At 62.2% G+C, this 22483-nt stretch carries 15 protein-coding genes and 3 tRNA genes; 9 read left to right on the top strand and 9 right to left on the bottom strand.

Translation table 11 applies throughout. The features are described 5' to 3' along the window. Nucleotides 1-1632: arginine--tRNA ligase (argS, locus tag ACMNI9_RS11075; protein ID WP_418832122.1), on the top strand; the 1632-nt coding region annotated here is incomplete at its 5' end. 119 nt (nt 1633-1751) lie between these two features. Here argS and ACMNI9_RS11070 read toward each other — a convergent pair. Together ACMNI9_RS11070 and ACMNI9_RS11065 are read right to left on the bottom strand one after the other, a co-directional pair. Beyond that, nucleotides 1752-3788 carry a cation:proton antiporter gene (locus ACMNI9_RS11070; protein WP_225748952.1) on the bottom strand — a complete coding sequence of 679 codons (2037 nt, stop codon included), beginning with the start codon at nt 3786-3788 and terminating at the stop codon, nt 1752-1754. Nucleotides 3789-3927: 139 nt separating this feature from the next. After that, nucleotides 3928-4473: a DUF1836 domain-containing protein gene (locus ACMNI9_RS11065; protein WP_114567981.1), complete on the bottom strand. Its 546-nt coding sequence runs from the start codon at nt 4471-4473 to the stop codon at nt 3928-3930. A gap of 152 nt (nt 4474-4625) precedes the next feature. Between ACMNI9_RS11065 and ACMNI9_RS11060 the strand changes: the two genes are divergently transcribed. Beyond that, nucleotides 4626-5483: a DegV family protein gene (locus ACMNI9_RS11060; protein WP_225748954.1), complete on the top strand. Its 858-nt coding sequence runs from the start codon at nt 4626-4628 to the stop codon at nt 5481-5483. A gap of 315 nt (nt 5484-5798) precedes the next feature. On the opposite strand, the gene ACMNI9_RS11055 is transcribed toward ACMNI9_RS11060, so the two are convergent. Continuing rightward, on the bottom strand, nt 5799-7253 hold the full coding sequence (locus tag ACMNI9_RS11055; RefSeq protein WP_418832118.1) for a sensor histidine kinase: 1455 nt from the start codon (nt 7251-7253) through the stop codon (nt 5799-5801). A 2-nt stretch (nt 7254-7255) separates the two neighbouring features. Continuing rightward, nucleotides 7256-7981 carry a response regulator transcription factor gene (locus ACMNI9_RS11050; RefSeq protein WP_370632838.1) on the bottom strand — a complete coding sequence of 242 codons (726 nt, stop codon included), beginning with the start codon at nt 7979-7981 and terminating at the stop codon, nt 7256-7258. Nucleotides 7982-8194: 213 nt separating this feature from the next. On the opposite strand from ACMNI9_RS11050, the gene ACMNI9_RS11045 reads away from it, so the two are divergent. Further along, complete coding sequence (locus ACMNI9_RS11045) at nt 8195-9037, top strand: ABC transporter ATP-binding protein (protein WP_225748957.1); 843 nt, start codon at nt 8195-8197, stop codon at nt 9035-9037. Then, nucleotides 9027-11132: an FtsX-like permease family protein gene (locus ACMNI9_RS11040; protein ID WP_418832115.1), complete on the top strand. Its 2106-nt coding sequence runs from the start codon at nt 9027-9029 to the stop codon at nt 11130-11132. The genes ACMNI9_RS11045 and ACMNI9_RS11040 overlap by 11 nt, the downstream gene beginning before the upstream one ends. A 110-nt stretch (nt 11133-11242) precedes the next feature. Here the strand turns inward: ACMNI9_RS11040 and ACMNI9_RS11035 are convergent. Beyond that, nucleotides 11243-11318 (bottom strand) — tRNA-Lys (locus ACMNI9_RS11035). A gap of 89 nt (nt 11319-11407) precedes the next feature. Further along, nucleotides 11408-11484, bottom strand: a tRNA-His gene (locus ACMNI9_RS11030). Between the two features lie 219 nt (nt 11485-11703). Between ACMNI9_RS11030 and ACMNI9_RS11025 the strand changes: the two genes are divergently transcribed. Then, on the top strand, nt 11704-13251 hold the full coding sequence (locus tag ACMNI9_RS11025) for an NYN domain-containing protein (RefSeq protein WP_418832112.1): 1548 nt from the start codon (nt 11704-11706) through the stop codon (nt 13249-13251). A gap of 126 nt (nt 13252-13377) precedes the next feature. Here ACMNI9_RS11025 and sstT read toward each other — a convergent pair whose 3' ends face one another. The 3 genes from sstT to ACMNI9_RS11010 all read right to left on the bottom strand — a co-directional run bounded on the left by sstT (nt 13378) and on the right by ACMNI9_RS11010 (nt 15270). Continuing rightward, complete coding sequence (gene sstT, locus ACMNI9_RS11020) at nt 13378-14637, bottom strand: serine/threonine transporter SstT (RefSeq protein WP_114567974.1); 1260 nt, start codon at nt 14635-14637, stop codon at nt 13378-13380. A 104-nt stretch (nt 14638-14741) separates the two neighbouring features. Continuing rightward, nucleotides 14742-14826, bottom strand: a tRNA-Leu gene (locus ACMNI9_RS11015). Nucleotides 14827-14907: 81 nt separating this feature from the next. Next, on the bottom strand, nt 14908-15270 hold the full coding sequence (locus tag ACMNI9_RS11010) for a hypothetical protein (RefSeq protein WP_114567973.1): 363 nt from the start codon (nt 15268-15270) through the stop codon (nt 14908-14910). A 413-nt stretch (nt 15271-15683) separates the two neighbouring features. On the opposite strand from ACMNI9_RS11010, the gene tig reads away from it, so the two are divergent. From tig to ACMNI9_RS10990, 4 genes are all read left to right on the top strand, one after another. Beyond that, nucleotides 15684-17117 (top strand): trigger factor, encoded by a 1434-nt coding sequence (gene tig, locus ACMNI9_RS11005; RefSeq protein ID WP_225748960.1) that lies wholly within the window; start codon nt 15684-15686, stop codon nt 17115-17117. A 170-nt stretch (nt 17118-17287) separates the two neighbouring features. Beyond that, a complete protein-coding gene (locus tag ACMNI9_RS11000; RefSeq protein WP_114567971.1) occupies nt 17288-17914 on the top strand; it encodes an ATP-dependent Clp protease proteolytic subunit in 627 nt (208 codons plus the stop codon). Nucleotides 17915-17931: 17 nt separating this feature from the next. Next, nucleotides 17932-19320, top strand: coding sequence for an ATP-dependent Clp protease ATP-binding subunit ClpX (gene clpX, locus ACMNI9_RS10995; RefSeq protein WP_418832108.1), 1389 nt, complete (start codon nt 17932-17934; stop codon nt 19318-19320). A gap of 93 nt (nt 19321-19413) precedes the next feature. Beyond that, complete coding sequence (locus ACMNI9_RS10990) at nt 19414-22080, top strand: valine--tRNA ligase (protein WP_225748962.1); 2667 nt, start codon at nt 19414-19416, stop codon at nt 22078-22080. Nucleotides 22081-22483: the final 403 nt, after the last annotated feature.

Genomic DNA, 22483 nt, shown 5'->3' with positions numbered 1-22483 from the left:
GCGCTGGAGCGCCCGCGCGACGAGAGCAACGGTGACTGGGCCTCCACCGTAGCCATGCGTTCCGCCAAGCAGGCTAAGAAGAACCCCCGCGAGATCGCTCAGATCATTGTCGACCATCTTCCGGAGAACGGCATTATCGCCTCCGCCGAGATCGCCGGCCCCGGCTTCATCAACTTCCGCCTGTCCTCCACCGTGCTTCAGGGCGTTGTTTCCCAGGTGCGCGAGGAGAAGGAAGGCTTCGGTCACGGGTTCATCCCCGAGGGTCAGCGCTACATTAACCTCGAGTACATCTCCGCCAACCCCACGGGTCCCATGCACGTGGGACATGGCCGTTGGGCTGCTTTGGGCGATGCCACGGCGCGCGTGATGCGCCATGCCGGCTACGATGTGTACGAGGAGTTCTACATCAACGACGCCGGCACGCAGATGGACAACTTCGGCGAATCCGTGGCCGTGCGCTATCAGCAGATCCTCGGTCGCGACGTCGAAATGCCTGAGGCTTGCTATGCCGGTTCCTACGTGAACGACATCGCGCAGGTCATCATCGACGAGGACGGCGACGTCTGGCTTGACGCCGATCCGCAGGAGCGCATGGAGAACTTCCGCGAGCGCGCTTACCAGATGATGCTCGCCGAGCAGCATCGCGTGACCGGTCGTTTCGGCACCACGTTCGATTGCTGGTTCTCGGAGCGCTCCCTGTACGTGAAGGACGAGTCGGGCGAAAGCGCCGTGGACCGCAGCCTGAAGGCCATGAGCGAGAAGGGCTACATCTACGAGCAGGACGGGGCCACGTGGTTCAAGTCGAGCGCGTTCGACGACGAGAAGGACCGCGTGCTGATCAAGGCGAACGGCGAGTACACGTACTTCATGAGCGACGTTGCCTACCACTACAACAAGCTTGAGCGCGGTTTCGACCACCTGATCAACATCTGGGGCGCCGACCATCATGGCTACATCGCCCGTTGCGAGGCCATGCTTGCGGCGTGGGGCCGTCCCGGCGCGCTCGAGATCATGCTCGGCCAGCTGGTGAACCTGTTCCGCGACGGCGAAGCCGTTCGTATGTCCAAGCGTACCGGCGAGATGATCACGTTCGAGGAGCTCATCGACGAGGTGGGCGTGGACGCGACGCGTTACCTGATGCTGTCGCGCTCTTCCGATCAGCCCATCGACTTCGACATCGAGGTGGCGAAGAAGAAGGACGCTTCCAACCCGGTGTACTACGTGCAGTACGCTCATGCGCGTATATGCTCCATCCTGCGCAAGGCCGCCGACGCCGCCGACGCGGCTGCCGCCGAGGCCGGCGAGCTTTCCATGGACGAGCTGGCGGCTAAGGTCGTGCCTGCGGGCGTGGACCTGTCCCCGTTGACGCACGAGTCCGAGTTGGCCCTTATGCGCAAGATGGACGATTTCGCCGACCTGGTGTCGCAGGCTGCGCGCGATCGCGCTGCGTTCCGCCTGACGCATTACGCTCAGGATCTGGCGGCGTTGTTCCATTCGTTCTACACCAACTGCCACATCATCGGCGAGGACGAGGCCGTTCAGAACGCGCGTCTGGCGCTTGCCGATGCGACTCGCATTGTTTTGGCGACCACGCTGGGTCTGCTGGGCGTGAGCGCTCCGGCCAAGATGTAACGCTTCCTGCTCATACGGCACACGGAAAGGCCCGCAAGCTCGTCGCAGAGCTTGCGGGCCTTTTTATGCAGGGGAGCGTTGCGGTGCGGAGCGAGGCTGCGAAAACCGTGCTTCGCGCGTTACACGTTGTCTTCGAGGTCGATCTGCATAAGGTACACGTTCTCGCGCAGGCGCTTCGCGGTGGCGCGGCACAGGTCGTCTTCCTCGTAGCGCGTTTGTATTTGCTCCAGCTCCAGGTGCAGTCCAAGTCGCTTGATGTCGACCGCGGCATCCGCCGTGCTGGTTATGGCCGTGATGGAGGGGGCTTTCGAGCGCAATGCGCTCAACGTGCGCTGGTACTCCAGGAGCAGAGACGATAGGTCCTCGGCGTTTTCCTCCGATACGCCGGGAGCCATTTCCCCTTGCAGCTTCTCGATGACGAATTCGCACGACCGTATCTGCAGATCGCGGATGGCCTGCGCGGTTTCGGTCAGATTCGCTCCGGGCATGCCCTGCACGAACCGATACCATCCGGACCTCAGCGCTGTGCGCATGCGCAAGGCGGCCCTTTGCGGCGACCAATGATCGGCGTGGTGGCGCAGAAGGTTCTCTATATGCGAGAGCCGGCTTAAGTACTGGTAGCCTACCAAAGGATACGTTTCCTCATGCTCGATGAGCTCGAAGACGAATTCCTGTTCCCAGCGCAGCGTTTTCAGGCGCAGCTCGAGGTTCGGCTCGTCGTCGATGTTGTGCTGCTCTTTGATGCGCGCAATGCGGTCGTTGTAAGAATGGATGACCATTTGCGTGGCAGCGCGGTTCTCGGGTGTTTGGCGAGCCGACAACTCCTCGATGACGTTGCGCAGGATCTCGAGGCTCACCTGCGTTTCGTCGCAGCGCTGATCTTCTTCGGTGGTCGGCTTGCGCGGAGCTAGCAGGGGAACCACGAACGTAGCCAGCAGAAGCGTGACCACGATGACGCCGCATGCCAGGAACATGATGAGCTGTTGCTGCGGGATGGCGCGCGGCAGCGTGAGGATGACGGCGAGCGTGATGGTTCCTTTTGGACCTGCCAGCGTCATGATGGCCGCCGATAGCATATCGGTTTTCGATAGCCTGCGCTGCTTCGCCGTGCCGTCTTCCTTGTTTTTGCCTTTGCGGCTTCGCGAGCGCTCCATGATGAGAATCCATACGAAGCGCACTGCGATGAGTATGAGCGTGATGCCCAGGACATAGGATATGAGCAAGCCGTTGTCGATGTACACGTTAGCCCAGGTCTGCTGCATGGCGCGGGGAAGCTGCGTGCCCAAGAGAACGAACACGATCCCGTTAAGGGTGAAGGACAGCACCTGCCAGACGCTGGCCGAAACGATGTTCATGCGCGATATCGAAGGCCCCAGCGTGCGGGGGGATATGACGTTCACCAGTCCTGCTGCGACCACTGCCAAAATGCCGCTCGCGCCCACCTGGTTGGCTACCAGGTACACGATGAAGGGCGTGAACACCTCGAACAGCACGTGGAATGTGGTGTTCTCCAGGCCCCAGGAGCGCACTTTGCGCACGATGAAGTTGCCCAGGTAGCCCAGCGCTATGCCGATGAAAATGCCTCCCAAAAAAGAGAACAGGAACTCGACGGTTGCGTTGACCAGGGAGAACGTGCCGGTAACGGCTGCGGCCAGCGCGAACTGGAAGGCAACGATGCCCGATGCGTCGTTGATGAGCGATTCCCCTTCCAGAATGCTCTTGGCGCGGGGCGAGATGTCGGTTTCCTTGGAAAGCGAGGCGACGGCAACGGCGTCGGTGGGGCCCAGGGCGGCGCCCAGGGCGAAAGCGGCGGCTAAGCTGATGGAAGGTACGACCCAGTTGACCGCAAAGCCGACCACCAGAGCCGTGACCACCACCAGTCCGATGGCGAGCGAGACGACGGGCCTTTTGTTGCGCCAGAGCGCCGCTTTGTCGACGCTTTTCGCTTCGTCGTAGAGCAGCGGGGCGATGAACAGAACTAAGAACAAATCGGCTTCGTCGAACAGGATGTCGATCTGACCGCCTGCGACCACGGCGATGATCAGGCCTAGTCCAATTTGGATAAGAGGGGAGGATACCTTGGGGACAAGCTGGTCTATGATGGAGGATACGAGGACGGCTGCCAACATGAGTAGAGCGAACATGAGGGCTTCCACGTGGCGATCTCCTTGCGTTGTAGCGAACGGGTCGCCTTATTGTATCGGGATAAGGTCACCCTTATAGGCGCAACGGCGATGTTTCACGCGATTTCAACGGAAAGCTGGGAAGTCGGGTTTTGCGTCCTTCGCGCGCGCCCTAACGTGCGGCGGCGTCGGTGGCCAAGATGCTTGCCTTCACGTAGAGGGTGTAGGCGATGGCCGATGTTGTTGAAAGCACGAGGTCCCGTTCGAAGTCTCCCTTGTTCGCGCCGCTTGTAAGGCCTGCCGGGCTGGTGGGTTCGGCGGAGAACAGGGCTTCGAGCGCCGCTTCGAACGCGTCGCAATAGTAATCGTAGGCCACATGCGTGTCGAAGCTTGCGATCTGCATGCGAATGAGGCGGTCGATTTCGGCGATCGAGAACGTTTGCTTGAGCGTGCATATAACGATGAGGTACGCAACATGGGAGCGCGTGTACTTCTTGCCTGAAGCCGACGAGAGGACCCCCTGCTTCACGTAGTTGTTCACCATGGAACGCGTGATGATCTTCTCGTGTTCCTGGTAGAGCGGGGCGAGCGTTTCCTCGAGGTATCCGATGAGCTGGTCCATGTACAGGTCGATGCGGGGTATCTCCTGGTATCGCGGCAAGCGCAGGTTGACGAGTTTTTGCGCGTAGGGCGACATGCTGATGGATGAAGGGTTCATGGATTCCTTTCCACGGTATTCGTACGAATGAGAATAACAATCCGTACGGGGTCAGTCAATCTTCGTTGTTGCTTGACACGGTGCTATGCTCCTTATAATCTAGTAATGAAAACCATATCATAAAGCTATTGAAACTTTGAAAGAAGGATAGTATGAATGCAAGCCGTATAGCGCTCGTGGTGGATTCCTGCACCGACGTTCCTCCCGAGGATATCGACCGGTACGGCATGTACGTGGTCCCTTTGCAGGTGAACTACGAACACGAATCGTTTTTGGACAAGGTGACCATCACTCCTCAAGAGGTGTACGATCGCTTCTCTCAGGAAATTCCCACAACGTCTACGCCTACTCCCGCCGTTGCGCGAAACGTGCTCGAGCGCGTGGTGGCCGACGGGTACGATCGCGCGGTTATCGTGACCATTTCGAGCGGGCTTTCCGCTACGTACGAGTTGATGCGCTCGCTTTCGACGGGAATGCCGGAGCTTGATTGCTGCTTGGTCGACACGAAGAACATCGGGATGGGCGCGGGCCTGGTTGCTCTTGCAATTGCGCGAAGGCTGGCCGAGGGCGCGTCGTTCGAGGACATCAAGCGCGAAGGCGACCAGATAGCGAAGAATACGAGGGTGTACTTCTGCGTCGACACGCTTGAGTACCTGCGCAAGGGCGGCCGCATCGGCGAGGTGACCTACCGCGTGGGCAGCTTGCTCGACATGCGTCCCGTGATCAGCTGCAACGAAGCGGGCGTATACTATACCGTTACGAAGGCCAAGGGGCGTCGGCAGTCGCTCAAGAAGGCCATGCAGTGCGTCGAGGAGTTCGCTGCGAAGTTCCCTCGCAGCACGGTTGCCGTGGTGAACGGGGATGCGGCGGACGAGGCGGTCGAGGTGAAGGCCGAGCTTGCATCGCGGATGAGCGGCGTGCAGTCGTGGTACGAGGGGCAGATCAGCCCGGTTCTCGTGGTGCATACCGGTCCTGGCCTGATCGGCATAGGCGTGCAGGGGGAGTGCTAGGGGCGGGGTTGCTTCGTTCCGCGCCGCGCGTTGCGTCCAGCCTGCGCCTCGCGCCGCGCGTTGTGTCCAGCCTGGCGCCTCGCGCCGCGCGTCCCGTCTGCCCGGCGTCTCTCCCCATCGCGCCCGTTTTGCGCACGCGTTTCGCCCGTCGTGTCAAAACGATCGAGTTTTGCTGGTCCTCGAACCAGGATAATTCGAAGTTCCGTTCGTCTGACCTGGGAAAATAAAAACCACGTGCGGAGCGAGCCCTCTTGGAAGGGTGAAAACCGCCGCAAAACTCGTCCGTTTTGACAGCGGCTTCCTGTTCCGCAGCGCTTACGTTGCGGAACCTGCTTTGGGTTCGGTAATCGGAAGCATGAGTTTCACGGTGAACCCGTGTGCAGGCTCGCTTTCCAGGGAAAGCGAGCCGCCGTGCGCTCGGACGATACGATCTGCCAGTGCAAGCCCCAAGCCGTGCTCTTCTCCGTACGATCCCGCCGCGCTTCGCGCCGTGCGCGAGCGCGCCAGGCGCGCTTCGAGGGCCGCCAGCTCGTCGCGCGTCACGCCCGCGCCGTCGTCGGCAATGCGGATGACGGCGCAGTTCGCCTCCCTGTTCAAAAGCGCGAGCGATACGCGTATGCGGCAGCCCGCTTCGTTGTGCAGCCGTGCGTTGGCCAGGGCGTTTTCCACCACGCGCGTCAGCAAGCGCTCGTCGCCGAGAACCGTCGCGTCGGCTGCGCGCTCATCGACGTGCAGGTCTACCGGGTGCGCGTCGTCGATCTGGGCGTTCATGTGCGCGGCGATGACGGTGCGCAGAAGCTTCGAAAGGCGTACGCGCTCCAGGTTGAGCGGTTGGGCGGCGTAGTCCAAAAGCGATGCGGTGTTGAGGTCGGTGACCAGGTCCTTGATCCTCAGGCCCTGCGCGCGTATGATGCGTGCCCTCGCGCGCGCATCGTCCGGCGCTTCCTCGTCCTGCGCGATGCCGTCGGCATATCCCAGGATCATCGAAAGCGGCGTGCGGATGTCGTGCGACACGCCGCGTATCCAGTTCGCCCGCGCGGCGTCTTTTTGCTCGATGAGCGCCGACGTCTCGGTGATCTGCCGTCCGATTCCTTGCAGGTCGCCCTTGAGGTCCACCTGGGCCGATTTTCCTTCTGACAGCTTGTCGAGCGCGTCTGCTATGGGGCCGACGGCGTTTTGGGTTCGCCGACGGGACAGGGCGTACAGCAAGAACAGGATGCCGACGTCCACTGCGAATATGGTCAGGATGTACAGCGGAAGATTGCGCATCGTCGAAGCGGGGTAGGTGAGCGACATCGTCCAGAACTCGCCCTTCGGCAGGCCTACGATCAACAGGCCGTCGCTTCGATCCCAGAAGAACGCGGGGTAGTCGGCGATGGCTGCGTAGTGCGATGCTATCGCGATGTCGTTCAGGGAGTACGAGCGGGGAACGTCCGCGGGCAGGTTTTGGGACCAGATCGCCGTACCGCCCTCGTCGACGAGCAGGCCCCAAGCGCCTTTGCTCGCCAACTGCAGCGACGCCTCTTCTTCAAGCGAGAACGTGCCATCGTCCGTGCGCGCAAGCTGCTCGTCCACCGTGCGCACGAGCGATGCCGGCGATCCGGTGTTGAAGTTGGCGTTCGATTCTTGAAAGGCGATGACGATGTACAGCGCCAGGTCGACCACGATGACAAGCAGCGCGCAGGCTACGAAGAGAAGCAGCTGCTTCGTGAAGAATCGCGCGAACCCCTCGGGGCGCGGGCGTCGGCGTTCGTGTTTCGAGGCAGCCATGCTCAGCGTTTCACCAGCTTGTACCCAAGGCCGCGCACCGTCACCAGCGAAGCGGGCGCGGACGGGTCCGCTTCGATCTTCTCGCGCAGTCGGCGAATGTGGGCCATGAGCGAGTTGTCGTAGCCGAAGGACGTTCCCCAGCATGCTTCGCAGAGCGCGTCGATGGTGATGATGCGGCCGGCGTTGCGCGCAAGCACGCTCAGGATCTCGTGCTCTTTGGCGGTGAGCTGGACGGTCGTTCCGTCGGCTCGCTCGACTTCGGCCGTCGTGAGGTTCACGCGACTTGCCGCAAGCTCGAGCACCGGGCTTTCCGCGGCGTAACATCGACGCAGCAGGGCTGCGATGCGCAGGACCAGCTCCTGGGGAAGAAACGGCTTCGTGACGTAGTCGTCGGCCCCCAGCGACAGGCCGTTCACGCGGTCGAAGGGCTCGTCTTTGGCCGAAAGGAACAGTGCGGGCGTGGATGCGTGGGCGGGGCGCTCTCGAATGCGCGCGAGCAGGTCGAACCCGTTCATGCCCGGCATCATGATGTCGAGGACGAACAGCTGGCAGGCGGTGTCGGGCGACGTTGCGCGCGCGTCGATGATGCGCAGCGCCTCGCTTGCGCAATGAGCCGTTTCCACGGCGCGGAATCCCGCCCTGTGCAAGATGGCGGCAACCATGCTGGCCAATTCCTGCTCGTCGTCGACAAGCAGGATCCGCTTGTCGTGCAGGGCGTCTCCTGCGATTCCGAATTCGTGGGCAAAGCTCACGGCGGCTCCTTCCTCTTCTTGCCCAGTATCCCATAAACCCTTCGAGACGGGACGGTTTCCTTCGCTCTTGTAAGGCAGTCGCAAGGCAATGCAAGGAACCTGCAAGGAGCGGGAAGGGAGGGCGTAAGGCGGGGCGGGTATCGTGGTTTTCGCTCATGAACGCATTGAAAATCGAAGGAGTGGAAAGCCATGCCAGCAGAACACGCTGCATTTCAACCGACGCCTCTTGTGGTCGAGGTCCGCAACGCGAGCAAACGTTACGGCGGCCAGAAAGGAAAACGTTCGGACGCCAATGTCACGCAGGCGCTCGACCGCGTTAGCTTCGCCGTGTCGCGCGGAGAGTTCGTGGGCATCATGGGGCCGAGCGGCTCGGGCAAGTCCACGCTGCTGAACTGCGTGGCCACCATCGATGCCCCTACCAGCGGTCACATCGTGGTGAACGGGCGCGACGTGGGATCGCTGCACGGCGGGGAGCTCGCTCGGTTTCGCCGCAACGACCTGGGTTTCATCTTCCAGGATTCCAACTTGCTGGATACGCTGACCGCGTTCGAGAACATCGCTTTGGCTTTGACGATCCAGAAGGCGCCTGCGCGGCAGATCGAGGCCCGCGTGCGACAGGCGGCTGCCGTGCTCGGCGTTGACGACGTGCTTGCCAAGTATCCCTACCAGCTGTCCGGCGGCCAGAAGCAGCGCGTGGCGGCGGCGCGCGCCACCGTGGGCGACCCCAGCTTGATTCTGGCCGACGAGCCTACGGGGTCGCTCGATTCGAAGTCGGCTCGGCAGCTTCTGGAGTCGCTCGAGCGCTTGAACCGATCGGGGTCGACCATTCTGATGGTTACGCACGACTCCCTTTCGGCAAGCTACTGCTCGCGCATCGTGCTCATCAAGGACGGATCGTTGTTCGGCGAGCTGCATCGGAAGGGATCCACGCGCGCCGCGTTTTACCGCAGCATCGTGGACGTCGTCGCCTCCATGGGCGGCGATGGGCAGCATTTCGATTCCGCAGACAAGGAGGCTTCCCATGTTGGTTAAGCTTGCCCTGGGAAACGTGCGCAAGTCGGTTCGCGATTTCGGGGTGTACTTCCTTACCGTGCTGCTGGGCGTGGCCGTGTTCTACGCGTTCAACTCGATGTCGGCCCAGCGCGGGGTGCTGGCGTTCTCGGAATCCGGGGATGCGATGTTCGAACTTCTGGGCATGGTTATTTCAGGGGCGTCGGTGCTGGTCGCGTTCGTTCTGGTGTTTCTGGTGGTGTACGCGAACCGGTTTCTCATCAAGCGTCGCAAACGGGAATTCGGCTTGTACCTGGCGCTGGGCATGAGCACGTCGGACGTGGTGGGGATTGTGCTTTTGGAGTCGCTTGCCGCGGGCGCGGCGTCCCTTGCGGCCGGCCTTGCCCTGGGCGTGGCGATCTCGCAGCTTTTGCTGCAGCTCACGTCGCTCATGTTCCAAGCCGATGTGGCCGGCTCCGCAGGGTTTTCCTTCGTGTTCTCCGTCGACGCCTTCATCCAGGCTATTGCGGTGTTCGGGGCTGTTTTCGTTCTTGCGGCGCTGCTGAACGCGCGCTCGGTGTCGCGTACGCGGCTTGTCGACCTTATGAAGGCGGAAAGCGTGCACGAGGAGATGAAGCTGCGCAGCCTGCCGCTGTCGCTTGCGCTGTTCGCGGTGTCGCTCGTCATTATCGGGATATCGTACAAGCTGTTGATCGAAAACGGTCTGCTGGAGCCGTCCCCTGAATTCGCGGCGGCCGCGGTCCTGGTGTGCGTGGGCACCGTGCTGTTCTTCTACGCGTTGGCAGGATTCCTGCTGAAGCTCGTGCAGATGATCCGCCCGCTGTACTTGCGGGGGCTCAACATGTTCGCGCTGCGCCAGCTGGGAGCCAAGGTCAACACGACGTTCGCTTCGCTTTCCGTCGTGTGCCTGGTGCTGTTCTTGGCTATCACCAGCGTGTGCGGCGGCGTGGGCATACGCAACGCCGTGGAGGACGGCCTGGCGAAGGGCACGGCGTACAGTGCCAGCGCCGTGAGCGTCTTCGGTTCGTATCGCGCCGATACCGGCTACGTGGCCGATGCGGCGATCGAGCCGTACGCGCAGTACGCGGCAGCGAAGGGCTTCGATATGGCGGCGGGCCTGCGCGCCAGCGCGAAGGCGCTGGGCGCGGGGGACTTGGACGCTCTTGTTCAGGGGACGGCGCAGGTCGACCAATGCGTGGACCCGTCCGATGCGACCACCGTGGCCGACGTGGAGCGGGCGAGCGGCTTGTCGCTCAAGGATACAGCCGGCGCGTCGATCAATGCCCAGTACGGGATGTTTCCCGTATACGTGAGCAAGCTTTCCCAGGTAAACGAGGCTCTAACGCTGGCCGGCAAGGCGCCGCTGCAGCTGGGGGCGGGGGAGTGCGCCCTCGTGAGCGATTCCAGCATCACGGCCGAGTTCTACCGGGGCGTCGTCGAGCGCGGAACGGACGTTCCCGTGGGCGACCGACTGCTTCGTGCGGCGGTGTTTTCGGGGGAATCCCTCATGACCACTTCGTTTCCCATGAACACGGGGACCGTCGTCGTGAACGACGATGAGGTTCCGGCGCAGGCCGTGATCGTTCAAACGCTGCTGAACATGCAGTGCGCAACCGACGAGGACGAGCGGGGTCTCAAAGCCTTGCTGGCCGCCGTGTCGCAGACGGACAACGCCGATACGTGGCCTTTGTCGCTGTCGCTCACACGGTCCGAGGTTGTCGCCCAAAGCGTCAGCCTGTCCGCCGTGGTGGCCTTCCTTGCCATCTACTTGGGATTCGTGCTCGTTGTCGCGTGCGCCGCCATTCTGGCCATCCAGCAGCTTTCCGAGGCCTCCGACAACGCGCGCCGCTACGGTTTGTGCATCAAGTTGGGAGCTTCTTCGAAGATGGTCGACGGGGCGCTGCTCGTGCAGGTGCTCGTGTACTTCTTGTTCCCGCTGCTGCTGGCGGTGGCTCATTCGGCATGCGCGCTCGTCGTGGTGTCGGACGTGGTGGCGGTGTTCGGGCATTTGGACATCGGCGCGATGGCGCTTACGTGCGCCGGTGCGTTCTTGGTTGTCTACGGTGCGTACTTCGTTGTGACGTATCTGGGCGCGCGTCGTTTGATCCGGGAATAGCGGAAGCGCCGTGCGCGGAATTCTTTCTGCGCACGGCGCTGGTTTGCGTCCTTTGCGAAGGCGGGGAAGAGGGCATGAAAAAAGCCCCTGATCGGGGCTTATCATTCAAATGGTGGACCGTGTAGGATTCGAACCTACGACCTTGGGATTAAGAGTCCCCTGCTCTACCAACTAAGCTAACGGTCCTTATTGCGTCTCGCCTTTCTTGCGAAGCGGTTTGCTATTTTAGAGCATTCCGATCGACCGTGCAAGACCTTTTTTTCAAAAACTTGCGCTGGGGTGGATGATGGGACTCGAACCCACGACCTCCAGAGCCACAATCTGGCGTTCTAGCCGACTGAACTACACCCACCAAGGCGCAAGGAGGAAGTATACGGATTTCTTTCCATGAATGCAAGAGGAATATGGACAAATTGTATCTGGATATTCGTAATTTACTTCTGATGTGCGGTTTTAGAGTACTATGAGCGCAACATCGAACGCCAAGACGGCATGCATACGCGAATGAGCCGTTGCTGCACGGCGTTGCGGAAGGGGCATCGAGCCCGTTCCTTACCATCAAGGAGTACTTATGGATATAAAGCCATCGTCTGAAAAACGATTCGCATTGCTCATCGATGCCGACAACGTATCGGCGAAGTACATCAAGCCCATCACCGACGAACTGTCCAAATACGGCACCGTCACCTACAAGCGCATCTACGGCGATTGGACGCTCACCCTTCATTCGAAATGGAAGGACGCGCTTCTGGAAAACTCGATCACGCCCATTCAGCAGTTCGGGTACACGCAAGGGAAGAACGCCACGGACTCGGCCATGATCATCGACGCGATGGACATCCTGTACACGCGCTCGGTGGAGGGGTTCTGCATCGTGTCGAGCGACAGCGACTTCACGCGCCTGGCCAGCCGCATCCGCGAGAGCGGGCTGACGGTGATCGGCATGGGGGAGAAGAAAACCCCCACGGCTTTTCGCAAGGCATGCGACATCTTCACCACGCTCGAGCTTTTGCTGGGGGATTCGAACGGCAAGGGCGGCAAGGGCAAAGGCCATCGCGACCAGGGCAATTCTCAAGGCGGGCAGAATACGGGCCCCTCGATCGAGGAGATCGAGCAGGCCGTGGTCAACATCATCACCGACAACCAGAACAACGGGAAGTCGACCGGCGTGGGCGAGGTGGGAAGCCGTCTGCTCAAGCGCTACCCCGACTTCGACGTGCGCAGTTACGGCACCAACCAGCTGACGAAGCTCCTCGGCGAGTTCGGCAGCGTTCAGATCATCAAAGACGGCAGCTCGGTTGCCATCGAGCTGACGGAGGCCAAGGAAGCTTCGAAGCCTGCGGAGAAGGAGGGGACGAGCGAGCCGGCTCGCAAGTCGTCCCGATCGGCGGGCAAGCCCGCGCATAAGCCCGCCCCGGCCGATCGCGAGAAGGAATCCGAAACCGCCTTGGCCTCCGAAGCCGCGGGCAAGCCGGAAGCCGAAACCGCGAGCGAACCTGCCGCCAAGCCCGCTCGACGCTCCCTGCGCCGTCGCAGGGGTGCCGAAGGCGCCCAGCCCAAGGAGGCGTCGGACCAGCCTTCCTCGAGCGACGAGGCCCCTGTTTCCGCGGATGAGGCGATGCCTGCTCCGGAGAGCGCTCCCGCAGCCGAGAGCGCGCCTGAAGCGGCCGATGCGGCCGACGCCGAAACCTCGGATGCTTCTGCGGACCGGCCCGAGCAGGGCGTGCGCAAGCCCGTGCGCCGCGGAAGGCGCGGGGGCGCCAAACGCTCGCGACCGGCCGGCGACGACGCGACCGAGAAGCGGCCTTCGCAGCAGGTCGCAAACGAGGACGCCGCGTCGCAGCAGCCCGCTGCGACGGCGGATACCGATCAGGTTGCATCGAGCGCTTCCGCGTCGCGCCCCGCGTCCAATCCCGATCGGTTCGTTCGCCAGCTTGTCCGCGACGCCGGCGTCGAGGGGGTGGCGGTGTCCGAGCTGTCCAAGCGCGTCCGCGCCAAGTACCGCGATTTCAAGGTGCGGGATTTGGGCTATTCGCAGTTCCGGTCCTACGTCGCCGATCTGGACGACATCGAGATCGAGAAGAACGGCAAGGACTTCTTCGCGCGTCTGGCCGAGTAGGCGCGCGAGATCGGGGCGGCTTCCCCGGGCGTCCTTCTTGAATCCGGCTGAAAGCAGAAGGCCCCGCCTCCCAATTGAACGGGGAGGCGGGGCCTTCGTGGTTGCGCGGTGCAGTCGAAACGGGCGCTAGGCCATTTCGTTTTCGCTGAACTCGTCGGCGCCGAAGGTGATCTCCTTGCCCTGCTTGCGCCACTGACGGTACTCGGCGGTGGCGGTGAACAGCACGTCGGAGGAGGAGTTGAGCGCGGTCTCGCAGGAGTCCTGCACCACGCCGATGATGAAGCCGATGCCCACGACCTGCATGGCAATGTCGTTGCTGATGCCGAACAGCGAGCATGCCAGCGGGATGAGCAGCAGCGATCCGCCGGCAACGCCCGAGGCGCCGCATGCGGAAACGGCGGACAGCACGCTCAGGATGACGGCGGTGGGTAGGTCGATGGAGATGCCCATGGTGTGAGCCGCCATCATGGCCATGACCGAGATGGTCACGGCAGCGCCCGCCATGTTGATGGTGGCGCCCAGGGGAATGGACACCGAATAGTTGTCCTTGTCCAGGCCGAGCTTGCGGCACAGCTCCATGTTGACCGGGATGTTCGCGGCCGAGCTGCGGGTGAAGAACGCCGTGAGGCCGCTGTCCTTCAGGCAGCGGAACACCAGCGGGTAGGGGTTCTGGCGGATGCCCCAGAACGCCATGAGGGGGTTCGTGACCAAGGCGATGAACAGCATGCAGCCCACCAGGACGAGCAGCAGCTGGCCGTACTCGGTGAAGATCTCCAGGCCGTTCGCGCTCACGGAGGTGTACACCAGGCCCAGGATGCCGAAGGGCGCAAGCGAGATGATCCAGCGCACAACCTGCGACACGGCGTCGGATATGCTGGTGAACACGTCTTTGGTGCCCTGGGTTGCCGCGCGCAGCGCGATGCCCAGCAGCACGGCCCAGGTGAGGATGCCGATGTAGTTCGCGTTGATGAGCGCGTCAACCGGGTTGGACACGATGTTCGTGACAAGGGTTCCCAGCACTTCGCCCACGCCGGTGGGCGAGCTCTGGTCGACCGTAGGGGCCGAAAGCGTCAGCTCGACGGGGAACAGGAAGCTTGCGATCACGGCCACGAGCGCGGCGATGAACGTGCCAACCACGTACAGCACCACGACCGTTTTCATGGATCCGGCCGCTTTCGCGTTTGCGAGCGCGCTGATTACCAAGAAGAACACGAGGATGGGGGCAACGGCTTTCAAGGCGGATACGAACAGCGTGCCCAAGATCTCGAACACCTCGATGCCCGGCGCGAACACGCCGAGCGCGGCGCCGATGACAAGGCCTACCAAGATGCGTTTGATCAGGCTTATGGAGTTCCACGCCCGCCCGATCTTCTTAATCGTTTCCATCGTGAACGGATTCCTTTCCCCGGCGAACGGCTCAGCGCAACGCAGTCGCTCGCGTCCTATGTATGCACTTGGGGGGAGGGTGCCCAGGGCAGCCTCCCCCCAAGTGGTGCGGGCGAAAGGACTTGAACCTTCACGAGTTTCCCCACCAGAACCTAAATCTGGCGCGTCTGCCAATTCCGCCACGCCCGCACGACGTTGCGCGTGCAAGAACGCACGCCGAACATAATAGCAAAAAAGCGCACCGATGGAACCAGGGACTGCGGGGATGTTTTACGCGAGGAATCGCCCTAGGAGAAATCCGGTGATCACGCACAGCGCGGCGAAAAGGGCGGACAGGCCGATAAGCCGGGATTCCCGTTTGTGAGCGCGCTGCTTCTCCACCTCTTCTTGGTGCTTGGCGGGGAAGTAGGAGTAGCCGTCGGAGGTGATGCACACCACGGCGCCGCGACGCTCGTCGGTTTTGCGGGCCAGCGCGCCGCGCTCGAGAAGCTCCACTTGCAGATCGTCGTCGGGGCGGTAGGGGAACGCGCAGCGGTACACGAGGTCGCCGTTGACGGTGCACGTCGAGCGTTCGTAGTCGATCAGGCGCTCGAGCTCGCGTTCTTGCAAAAGGTTGAGATCGATGGTGGGCATGGGACCTCCGCTGCTGCGTTTAAGATTCGTTTCCCGATCATGATACCGTGACCCGTTCGGCAATGATAGCGTGAAACGCAACCGTAACCTTCGCCGGTCTTGGCTGCCGGTCGAGGACGGCCGCAACGCGCTTTTCCCGCGAAACCGCGGCCGGCGTCGCCGTGCGCCGCGCCGCTTCATGCGCTTGCCCGCAAGCTTCGCAGGCGAATCTTGCGGACGCGTTGCGAACGGACGGTAGGTAGGTTCTTCGTGAACCTGTTTCAAGCGCTCTTCCTCAACGGCTCCATATATGCGATAATTCCGTCTCGGTGTGCTCGGTACGCGGTTTCGATCGATGAACGGCCGGTCGAGGGCGCCAGGGCAAGCACGCCGAAAGCCGCATAGGCGACATAAGAATGATGGAGGATAGTTACGTGGAAACAAAAGTTGAGGCATTGCAGGATAACCGCACGAAAGTGACCGTTACCGTTGATGCTAAGGATGTCGACGCCCGCATCAAGAAGACCTACAAGGACTTCGCCAACAAGTACAATTTCCCCGGATTCCGCAAGGGCAAGGCCCCGCGTCCGGTTATCGACAACGCTCTGGGCAAGGAAGCCGTCCGCGCGACGGTGACCGACGACGTGGTCAACGGTTCCTATCCTCTCGCCATCGACGATTGCGATCTGTACCCCATCGCCAAGCCTGAGTTCGAGGACACGGACCTGGTGGAGAGCGGCAAGGACTACACGTTCTCCTTCACGATCGCCGTCAAGCCCGAGTTCGAGCTGTCCGGCTACGAGCCGGTTGCCATCGAGCTTCCTGCCGAAGGCGTGACCGAGCAGGAGATCGACGATCAGGTCGAGGCTCTGTGCGAGCACTACTACACGTACGAGGATGCTGCCGCCGCCACGAAGGTGAAGGAAGACAGCTACATCGACCTGGCCATGAAGGCCACCGACGACAAGGGCGAGGACATTCCCTCCCTCACTACGGAGAACCGCCCCTACGGTCTGGGCGCGGGCCTGTTCCCGGCTGAGTTCGACGAGCAGCTGGTGGGCCTGAAGAAGGGTCAGACCGCAACGTTCACGCTCGACATGCCGGCCGACGCCCCCATCATGCTGTCCGCGCTGCAGGGCAAGACCGAGAAGATCAACTTCGAGGTCGAGGTCAAGGTCGTCAAGAAGAAGATCATGCCGGAAGTGAACGACGAGTGGGTCAAGGAGACGCTGGGCTTCGAGGGCGTGGAGGATCTGCGCACCCGCATCGCCGAGACCGTGACGCAGCAGAAGGCCGACCTCATGCCGCGCCTGAAGGAGAACGCATGCCTCAACGCGATCTCCGAGCGCCTCGAGGGCGAGGTTCCCGCAGGCATGGTCGAAGAGAACGAAGCAAGCCTGATCCAGGACTTCTTCCAGCAGATGCAGGCGCAGGGCATGACCTTCGACGTGTACCTTATGCAGCAGGGCCTTACGCCCGACCAGTTCAAGGCCGACGTGAAGCAGCAGGCTTCCGACATGGCCAAGCAGGATCTGGCGCTTGACGCATGGGCTCGCCATGCCGGCATGAGCGTTTCCGACGAGGAAGTTACCGACGAGTTCGTGAAGAGCGGCGTGGAGAACCCCGAAGCCCTGCAGGCCGAGTGGCGCGCGAACGGCCAGCTGCACATGGTGCGTCAGGGCGTTCTGCGCACGAAGGCCGTCAAGGACCTTATGGACACCGCCGTGGTGACCGAGCTCGACCTGTCCAAGAAGGACGAGGGCAAGAAGCCGGCCAAGAAGGCTGCCGCCAAGAAGAAGGCTGCGCCGAAGAAGGCCGCCGAAAAGAAGGAAGAGGCCGTCGAGGTCAAGGCTGACGACGCCGAATAACATCGCACGTGCCTCGGCCCGTCCGTATTGCGCGCTTTTTGCGTGCACATCGGGCGGGCCGAGGTGACGATACGGTACCCTAGCCTTGCACCACGATACGGCACGTGCATACAGCACTATCTGCAAGCAGGGCCGCCGAGCGGCCGTAAGAGATAAGCGAGGCATACGCAATGAGCATCATCACCCCTAAATCAGCGCTGATTCCCTACGTCATCGAGCAGTCGCCGCGCGGCGAGCGCAGCTACGACATCTACTCTCGCCTGCTCAACGAGCGCATCATCTTTTTGGGAGAGGCCATCGACGACAACGTGGCGAACTCCGTGGTTGCGCAGCTGCTGCATCTTGAGAGCGCCGATCCCGACAAGGACATCTCCTTGTACATCAACTCTCCCGGTGGTTCCGTGACGGCTGGCCTGGCCATTCTGGACACGATGGACTTCATCAAGTGCGATGTGTCCACCATCTGCCTGGGCGAGTGCGCTTCCATGGGCGCCGTGCTGCTGTCCAACGGCGCGAAGGGCAAGCGTCTGTGCCTGCCGAACTCCATGGTGCTCATCCACCAGCCGTCCGGTGGCGCGCAGGGCCAGCAGACCGAGATCGCCATCGTTGCGGACTTCATGCTGAAAACCCGCAACCGCCTGAACAAGATCTTGGCGGACAACACGGGCCAAACGCTCGAAACCATCCAGAAGGACACGGAGCGCGACAACTACATGACGGCGGAAGAGGCGGTTGCATACGGTCTGGTCGACCGCATCACCACGTCGCGCGCCGCGGTTCCCGGCTCCAACGAGTAGAGAAGCGAACAGGATACATGAACGACAGACGCGACGACGAATTCGACGGTCGGAGTCCCGAAGACATTGCATGCGCCTTCTGCGGCAAACGCCCGCACCAGGTGGCTGCGATGATCTCGGGCCCGAACGGCATTTACATTTGCGATGAGTGCATTTCCGTGTGCGCCGACGCCATGATGCGCGACTTGGGCTTGACGGTCCCCGGCTTCGAGGCCGAGGGATCGGAGCCGGCGTCCCGAGCGGCGTCGGGACGCCATGCCCGCGTAGGCGCGCAAGGCGAGCCCGTCGCGGCTGAGCCCGCGCCCGAGGACGTGCTGGCCGACCTGCCGACCCCGCATCAGCTGTACGCCGAGCTTTCGGAGCACGTGGTGGGGCAGGAGCAGGCGAAGCGCGCCTTGTCCGTGGCGGTGTACAACCACTACAAGCGCATCAGCCTGGGCGCCGACGGCGAAGACGGCGATGTCGAGCTTGCAAAGAGCAACATCATGCTTCTGGGCCCCACCGGCTCGGGTAAGACGCTGTTGGCGCAGACGCTGGCCCGCACGCTGCGGGTGCCGTTCGCCATCGCGGACGCCACTACGCTGACCGAGGCCGGCTACGTGGGCGAGGATGTTGAGAACATCCTGCTCAAGCTCATCACCTCGGCGGACTTCGACATTCCGCGCGCCGAGATCGGCATCATCTACATCGACGAGATCGACAAGGTGGCGCGCAAGGCCGAGAACCTGTCCATCACGCGCGACGTGTCGGGCGAGGGCGTTCAGCAGGCGCTGTTGAAGATCGTGGAGGGCACGGAGGCGAGCGTTCCGCCCCAGGGCGGCCGCAAGCATCCTCAGCAGGAGCTCATCCATATCGACACCACGAACATCCTGTTCATCCTGGGCGGCGCGTTCGTCGGCCTGGCCGACATCATCGCCGAGCGCGTGGGCAAGAAGGGCCTGGGCTTCAACGCCGAGCTGCCCGAGAGCAAGAAGAAGGCCGAAGCCGAGCTTTTGGCTCAGGTGCTGCCCGAAGACCTGAACAAGTACGGCATGATCCCCGAGTTCGTGGGACGCATTCCGGTGGTCACGTCGCTTTCGGAGCTTTCCGAGGAAGATCTCGTGCGCATTCTGACCGAGCCGAAGAACGCTCTGGTGAAGCAGTACACGAAGATGTTCGATTTCGAGGAGTCGGAGCTGACGTTCGAGCCCGAGGCCCTGCGCGCTATTGCGCACGAGGCCGTCGAGCACGGCACGGGCGCGCGCGGCTTGCGTTCGATCTGCGAGCGCGTGCTGCAGGACGTGATGTACGATCTTCCCGAGCAGGACGGGCTTTCCCGCGTGACCATCCAGGCCACGGACATTACAGGGGAGACGAAGCCCCAGATCGAGGCGGTCGAGGACGCGGAGCAGCTGCAGAGCGCTTAGCGCCGGACGGTATAGGTAGGTACGAGCGGGCGGATCGCGAATAGGCGGCGCGCCCGCTTTCGGTTTGAGAGACGCGAGGATGAGGGAGCCGACATGGCTGATAACGGAAAGAAGATCGACTACGATTTCGCCGCGCACGAGCGTCCGCTGTTCGAGGCGTGGAAAGATGCCGGCTACTTTCAGCGCGGCGAAGGCTTCGGCGCCAAGAAGGGCCAGCCGTACACCATCGTGATTCCGCCGCCGAACATCACGGGCGTGCTGCACATGGGCCATGCGCTGAACGATACCATCCAGGACACCTGCATTCGCCGCGCGCGTATGCAGGGACGGCCCACGCGTTGGATCCTGGGAACCGACCATGCGGGCATCTCCACGCAGACCAAGGTGGACAAGAAGCTTGCCGACCAGGGCATCAGCCGTTTGGAAATCGGGCGCGAGGCGTTCATCGAAGCGTGCTACGACTGGTACAAAGAGTACGGCACCACCATTGTGAACCAGGTCAAGGGCATGGGCTGCTCGTGCGATTACGACGACGAGCACTTCACGCTGGAGCCGGGCTACGTGAAGGCCGTGCGCAAGCTGTTCGTGGATTGGTACAACGACGACTTGATCTACAAGGGCAAGCGCATCGTGAACTGGTGCCCGCACTGCACCACGGCCATTGCCGACGACGAGGCCGAGTACGTGGACGAAGCAGGTCATCTGTGGTACCTGCGCTATCCCTTGACGCAGCCTGAAGGCGATCTGGAGTACCTGGTGGTGGCCACGTCCCGCCCCGAGACCATGCTGGGCGACACGGGCGTTGCGGTGAATCCGAAGGACGAGCGCTTCGCTCATCTGGTGGGCAAGACGGTGACGCTGCCGCTTGTGGGTCGCGAGATTCCCATCTTCGCCGACTGGCACGTGGACATGGAGTTCGGCACGGGCTGCGTGAAGACCACGCCTTCGCACGATCCGAACGACTGGGCCATGGGCGAGCGCAACGGTCTTGAGCGCATCAACATCTTCGACGAGACGGCTCACGTGGTTGAAGGCTACGGCCAGTTCAGCGGCATGGATCGCGACGAGGCCCGCGAGGCTATCGTGGCCGCGTTCGAGGATCTGGGCCTGCTTGAGAAGGTGGAGGACCACGACCATTCCGTCATGACCTGCTACCGCTGCCACACGAAGCTGGAGCCGTGGGAGTCCGAGCAGTGGTTCGTGGCCGTCGACGGCCTCAAGAAGGACGCGGCGCGCGTGGTGGAGGACGGTTCCATCCAGTTCCATCCCGAACGCTGGAAGCAGGTGTACTTGGATTGGCTGGCCAACCTCAAGGACTGGTGCATTTCGCGTCAGCTGTGGTGGGGCCACCGCATTCCCATGTTCTACTGCGACGCGTGCGGCTGGGAGGGCGCATCGGTCGAGGACGTGGACGTATGCCCCGTGTGCGGCGCGCCTGTGCGTCAGGACGAGGACGTGCTGGACACGTGGTTCAGCTCGCAGCTGTGGCCCTTCGCCACGATGGGCTGGACCGAAGAGGGCATGGACGCTCCGGAGATGAAGGCTGCGTACCCGACGCAGGTGCTGTCCACGGCGCGCGACATCATGGGCTTGTGGGTGGCGCGCATGGTGATGGCCTCGATGTATTGCTGCGACGAGATTCCGTTCGAGCACGTCATCATTCATCCGACCGTTATGGCGGCCGACGGCAAGCCTATGTCGAAGAGCCGCGGCAACGGCGTGGATCCGCTGCGCTTGATGGAGGATTACGGTGCGGACGGCATGCGCTTCGGCCTGCTTATGCAGGTGACGGGTGCTCAGGACCTCAAGTTCAACGAGGCGAAGCTGGAAAGCAGCCGCAACTTCGCGAACAAGATCCGCAACGCCGCCCGCTTCGTGCAGATGAACCTGGACGATTACGTACCCGGTGCTCCCGATCCCGTGACGCCGGTCGACCGCTGGATATTCTCGCGTTTGGCCGGTTTGGTGGCGCGTCTCGACAAGGCGTACGGCGCTTTCGAGTTCGGCGAGATCACGCGCGAGCTGTACTCGTTTTTCTGGAACGAGTTCTGCGACTGGTACATCGAGTTCTCGAAGGCGCGCCTGAACGGATCGCCCGAGGATCGCGCGGCCTGCCAGCGCAACCTGGTGTTCGTGCTTGACCAGGCGCTGCGTCTGCTGCATCCCATCATGCCGTTCGTGACCGAGGAGATTTACCAGCAGCTGCCGATCGATCGGAGCGAGGCTCCGTACCTCATCGGCGCAGCTTGGCCCGATGCGGAGGCGCTTGCGCAGTACGTGGACGCCGACGCCGAGCGTGCCATCCAGATGGTGACGGAAACGGTTTCGGCCATTCGCTCCACGCGCGCCCGCTACGGTATTTCTCCGAAGACCGAGCTTGCCGTGGTCGTGAAGGCGGGGGAGGCCGACGTGGCTTTGCTGGAGGCTCAGCGCGGTTTGATCGAGGGCATGGGCACCACCGCTTCGCTGGAAATCGCAGCCGATGCGAACAAGCCGGCTGAGTCGAGCGTGACGCTGGCGCCGGGCCTTGAGGTGTACATCGTGTTGTCGGGCCTGGTGGACTTCGGTGCCGAGCGCGAGCGCTTAGAGAAGGAGCGCGCCAAGCTTGCTGCCGATGCCGCCAAACTGGACAAGAAGCTGTCGAACCCGGGCTTCTTGGCGAAGGCCGCCCCTGAGATCGTGGAGAAAGACCGTGCCAAGCATGCCGAGATGACCGACAAGCTGGCTCGCGTGGAGGCGCAACTGGCCGAGCTGGGATAAGCGTTCTCGGTGTAAGCTCGATATTGTGCAATTGGGCCGCCCTGCTTGTGCAGGGCGGCTTTTTTTTGGCGGTGAGGCCTCGCGTGTTTTGGACGATGTTGCCCGAACCGTGCATTGATGGCATTGACGGCGGTGCGGGCATCGTGGATTCGCCTGTTCGATGCTTGAGTTTACGGTTAGCTTTCACGTATACTACATGGCGAGCCGCAGGGAGCGCTAACTCCCCACGGCTCTCGAATCGCTTCGGCGGTTTGGCTTTTTCTTAGGGCTCCCTATCCTTTCGGACTGGGAGCTTCTCTATTATTACCGCGACGAGCGCGATAACGCTGGAGATCAGCTCGACGGCCGCCGTAATCAAAGCCAAATCGGTCATGGCGTCCACCTCCTCCCGTTTTTCCCTTCG

It is taken from the genome of Paraeggerthella sp. (genome assembly GCF_048427265.1).
GTDB lineage: Bacteria > Actinomycetota > Coriobacteriia > Coriobacteriales > Eggerthellaceae > Paraeggerthella > Paraeggerthella hominis.
The sequence above is the reverse complement of the archived record's forward strand: the minus strand, read 5'-3'. Positions and strand labels throughout refer to the sequence as shown.

Bases quoted from the DNA above. Each gene is read 5' to 3' on its own strand.
- ACMNI9_RS11010 (WP_114567973.1), bottom strand. From the start codon at position 15,270: ATGCCCACCATCGATCTCAACCTTTTGCAAGAACGCGAGCTCGAGCGC.
- sstT (WP_114567974.1), bottom strand. From the start codon at position 14,637: ATGGAAACGATTAAGAAGATCGGGCGGGCGTGGAACTCCATAAGCCTG.
- ACMNI9_RS11025 (WP_418832112.1), top strand. From the start codon at position 11,704: ATGGATATAAAGCCATCGTCTGAAAAACGATTCGCATTGCTCATCGAT.
- ACMNI9_RS10990 (WP_225748962.1), top strand. From the start codon at position 19,414: ATGGCTGATAACGGAAAGAAGATCGACTACGATTTCGCCGCGCACGAG.
- ACMNI9_RS11065 (WP_114567981.1), bottom strand. From the start codon at position 4,473: ATGAACCCTTCATCCATCAGCATGTCGCCCTACGCGCAAAAACTCGTC.
- ACMNI9_RS11000 (WP_114567971.1), top strand. From the start codon at position 17,288: ATGAGCATCATCACCCCTAAATCAGCGCTGATTCCCTACGTCATCGAG.
- ACMNI9_RS11060 (WP_225748954.1), top strand. From the start codon at position 4,626: ATGAATGCAAGCCGTATAGCGCTCGTGGTGGATTCCTGCACCGACGTT.
- clpX (WP_418832108.1), top strand. From the start codon at position 17,932: ATGAACGACAGACGCGACGACGAATTCGACGGTCGGAGTCCCGAAGAC.
- ACMNI9_RS11045 (WP_225748957.1), top strand. From the start codon at position 8,195: ATGCCAGCAGAACACGCTGCATTTCAACCGACGCCTCTTGTGGTCGAG.
- ACMNI9_RS11055 (WP_418832118.1), bottom strand. From the start codon at position 7,253: ATGGCTGCCTCGAAACACGAACGCCGACGCCCGCGCCCCGAGGGGTTC.
- ACMNI9_RS11040 (WP_418832115.1), top strand. From the start codon at position 9,027: ATGTTGGTTAAGCTTGCCCTGGGAAACGTGCGCAAGTCGGTTCGCGAT.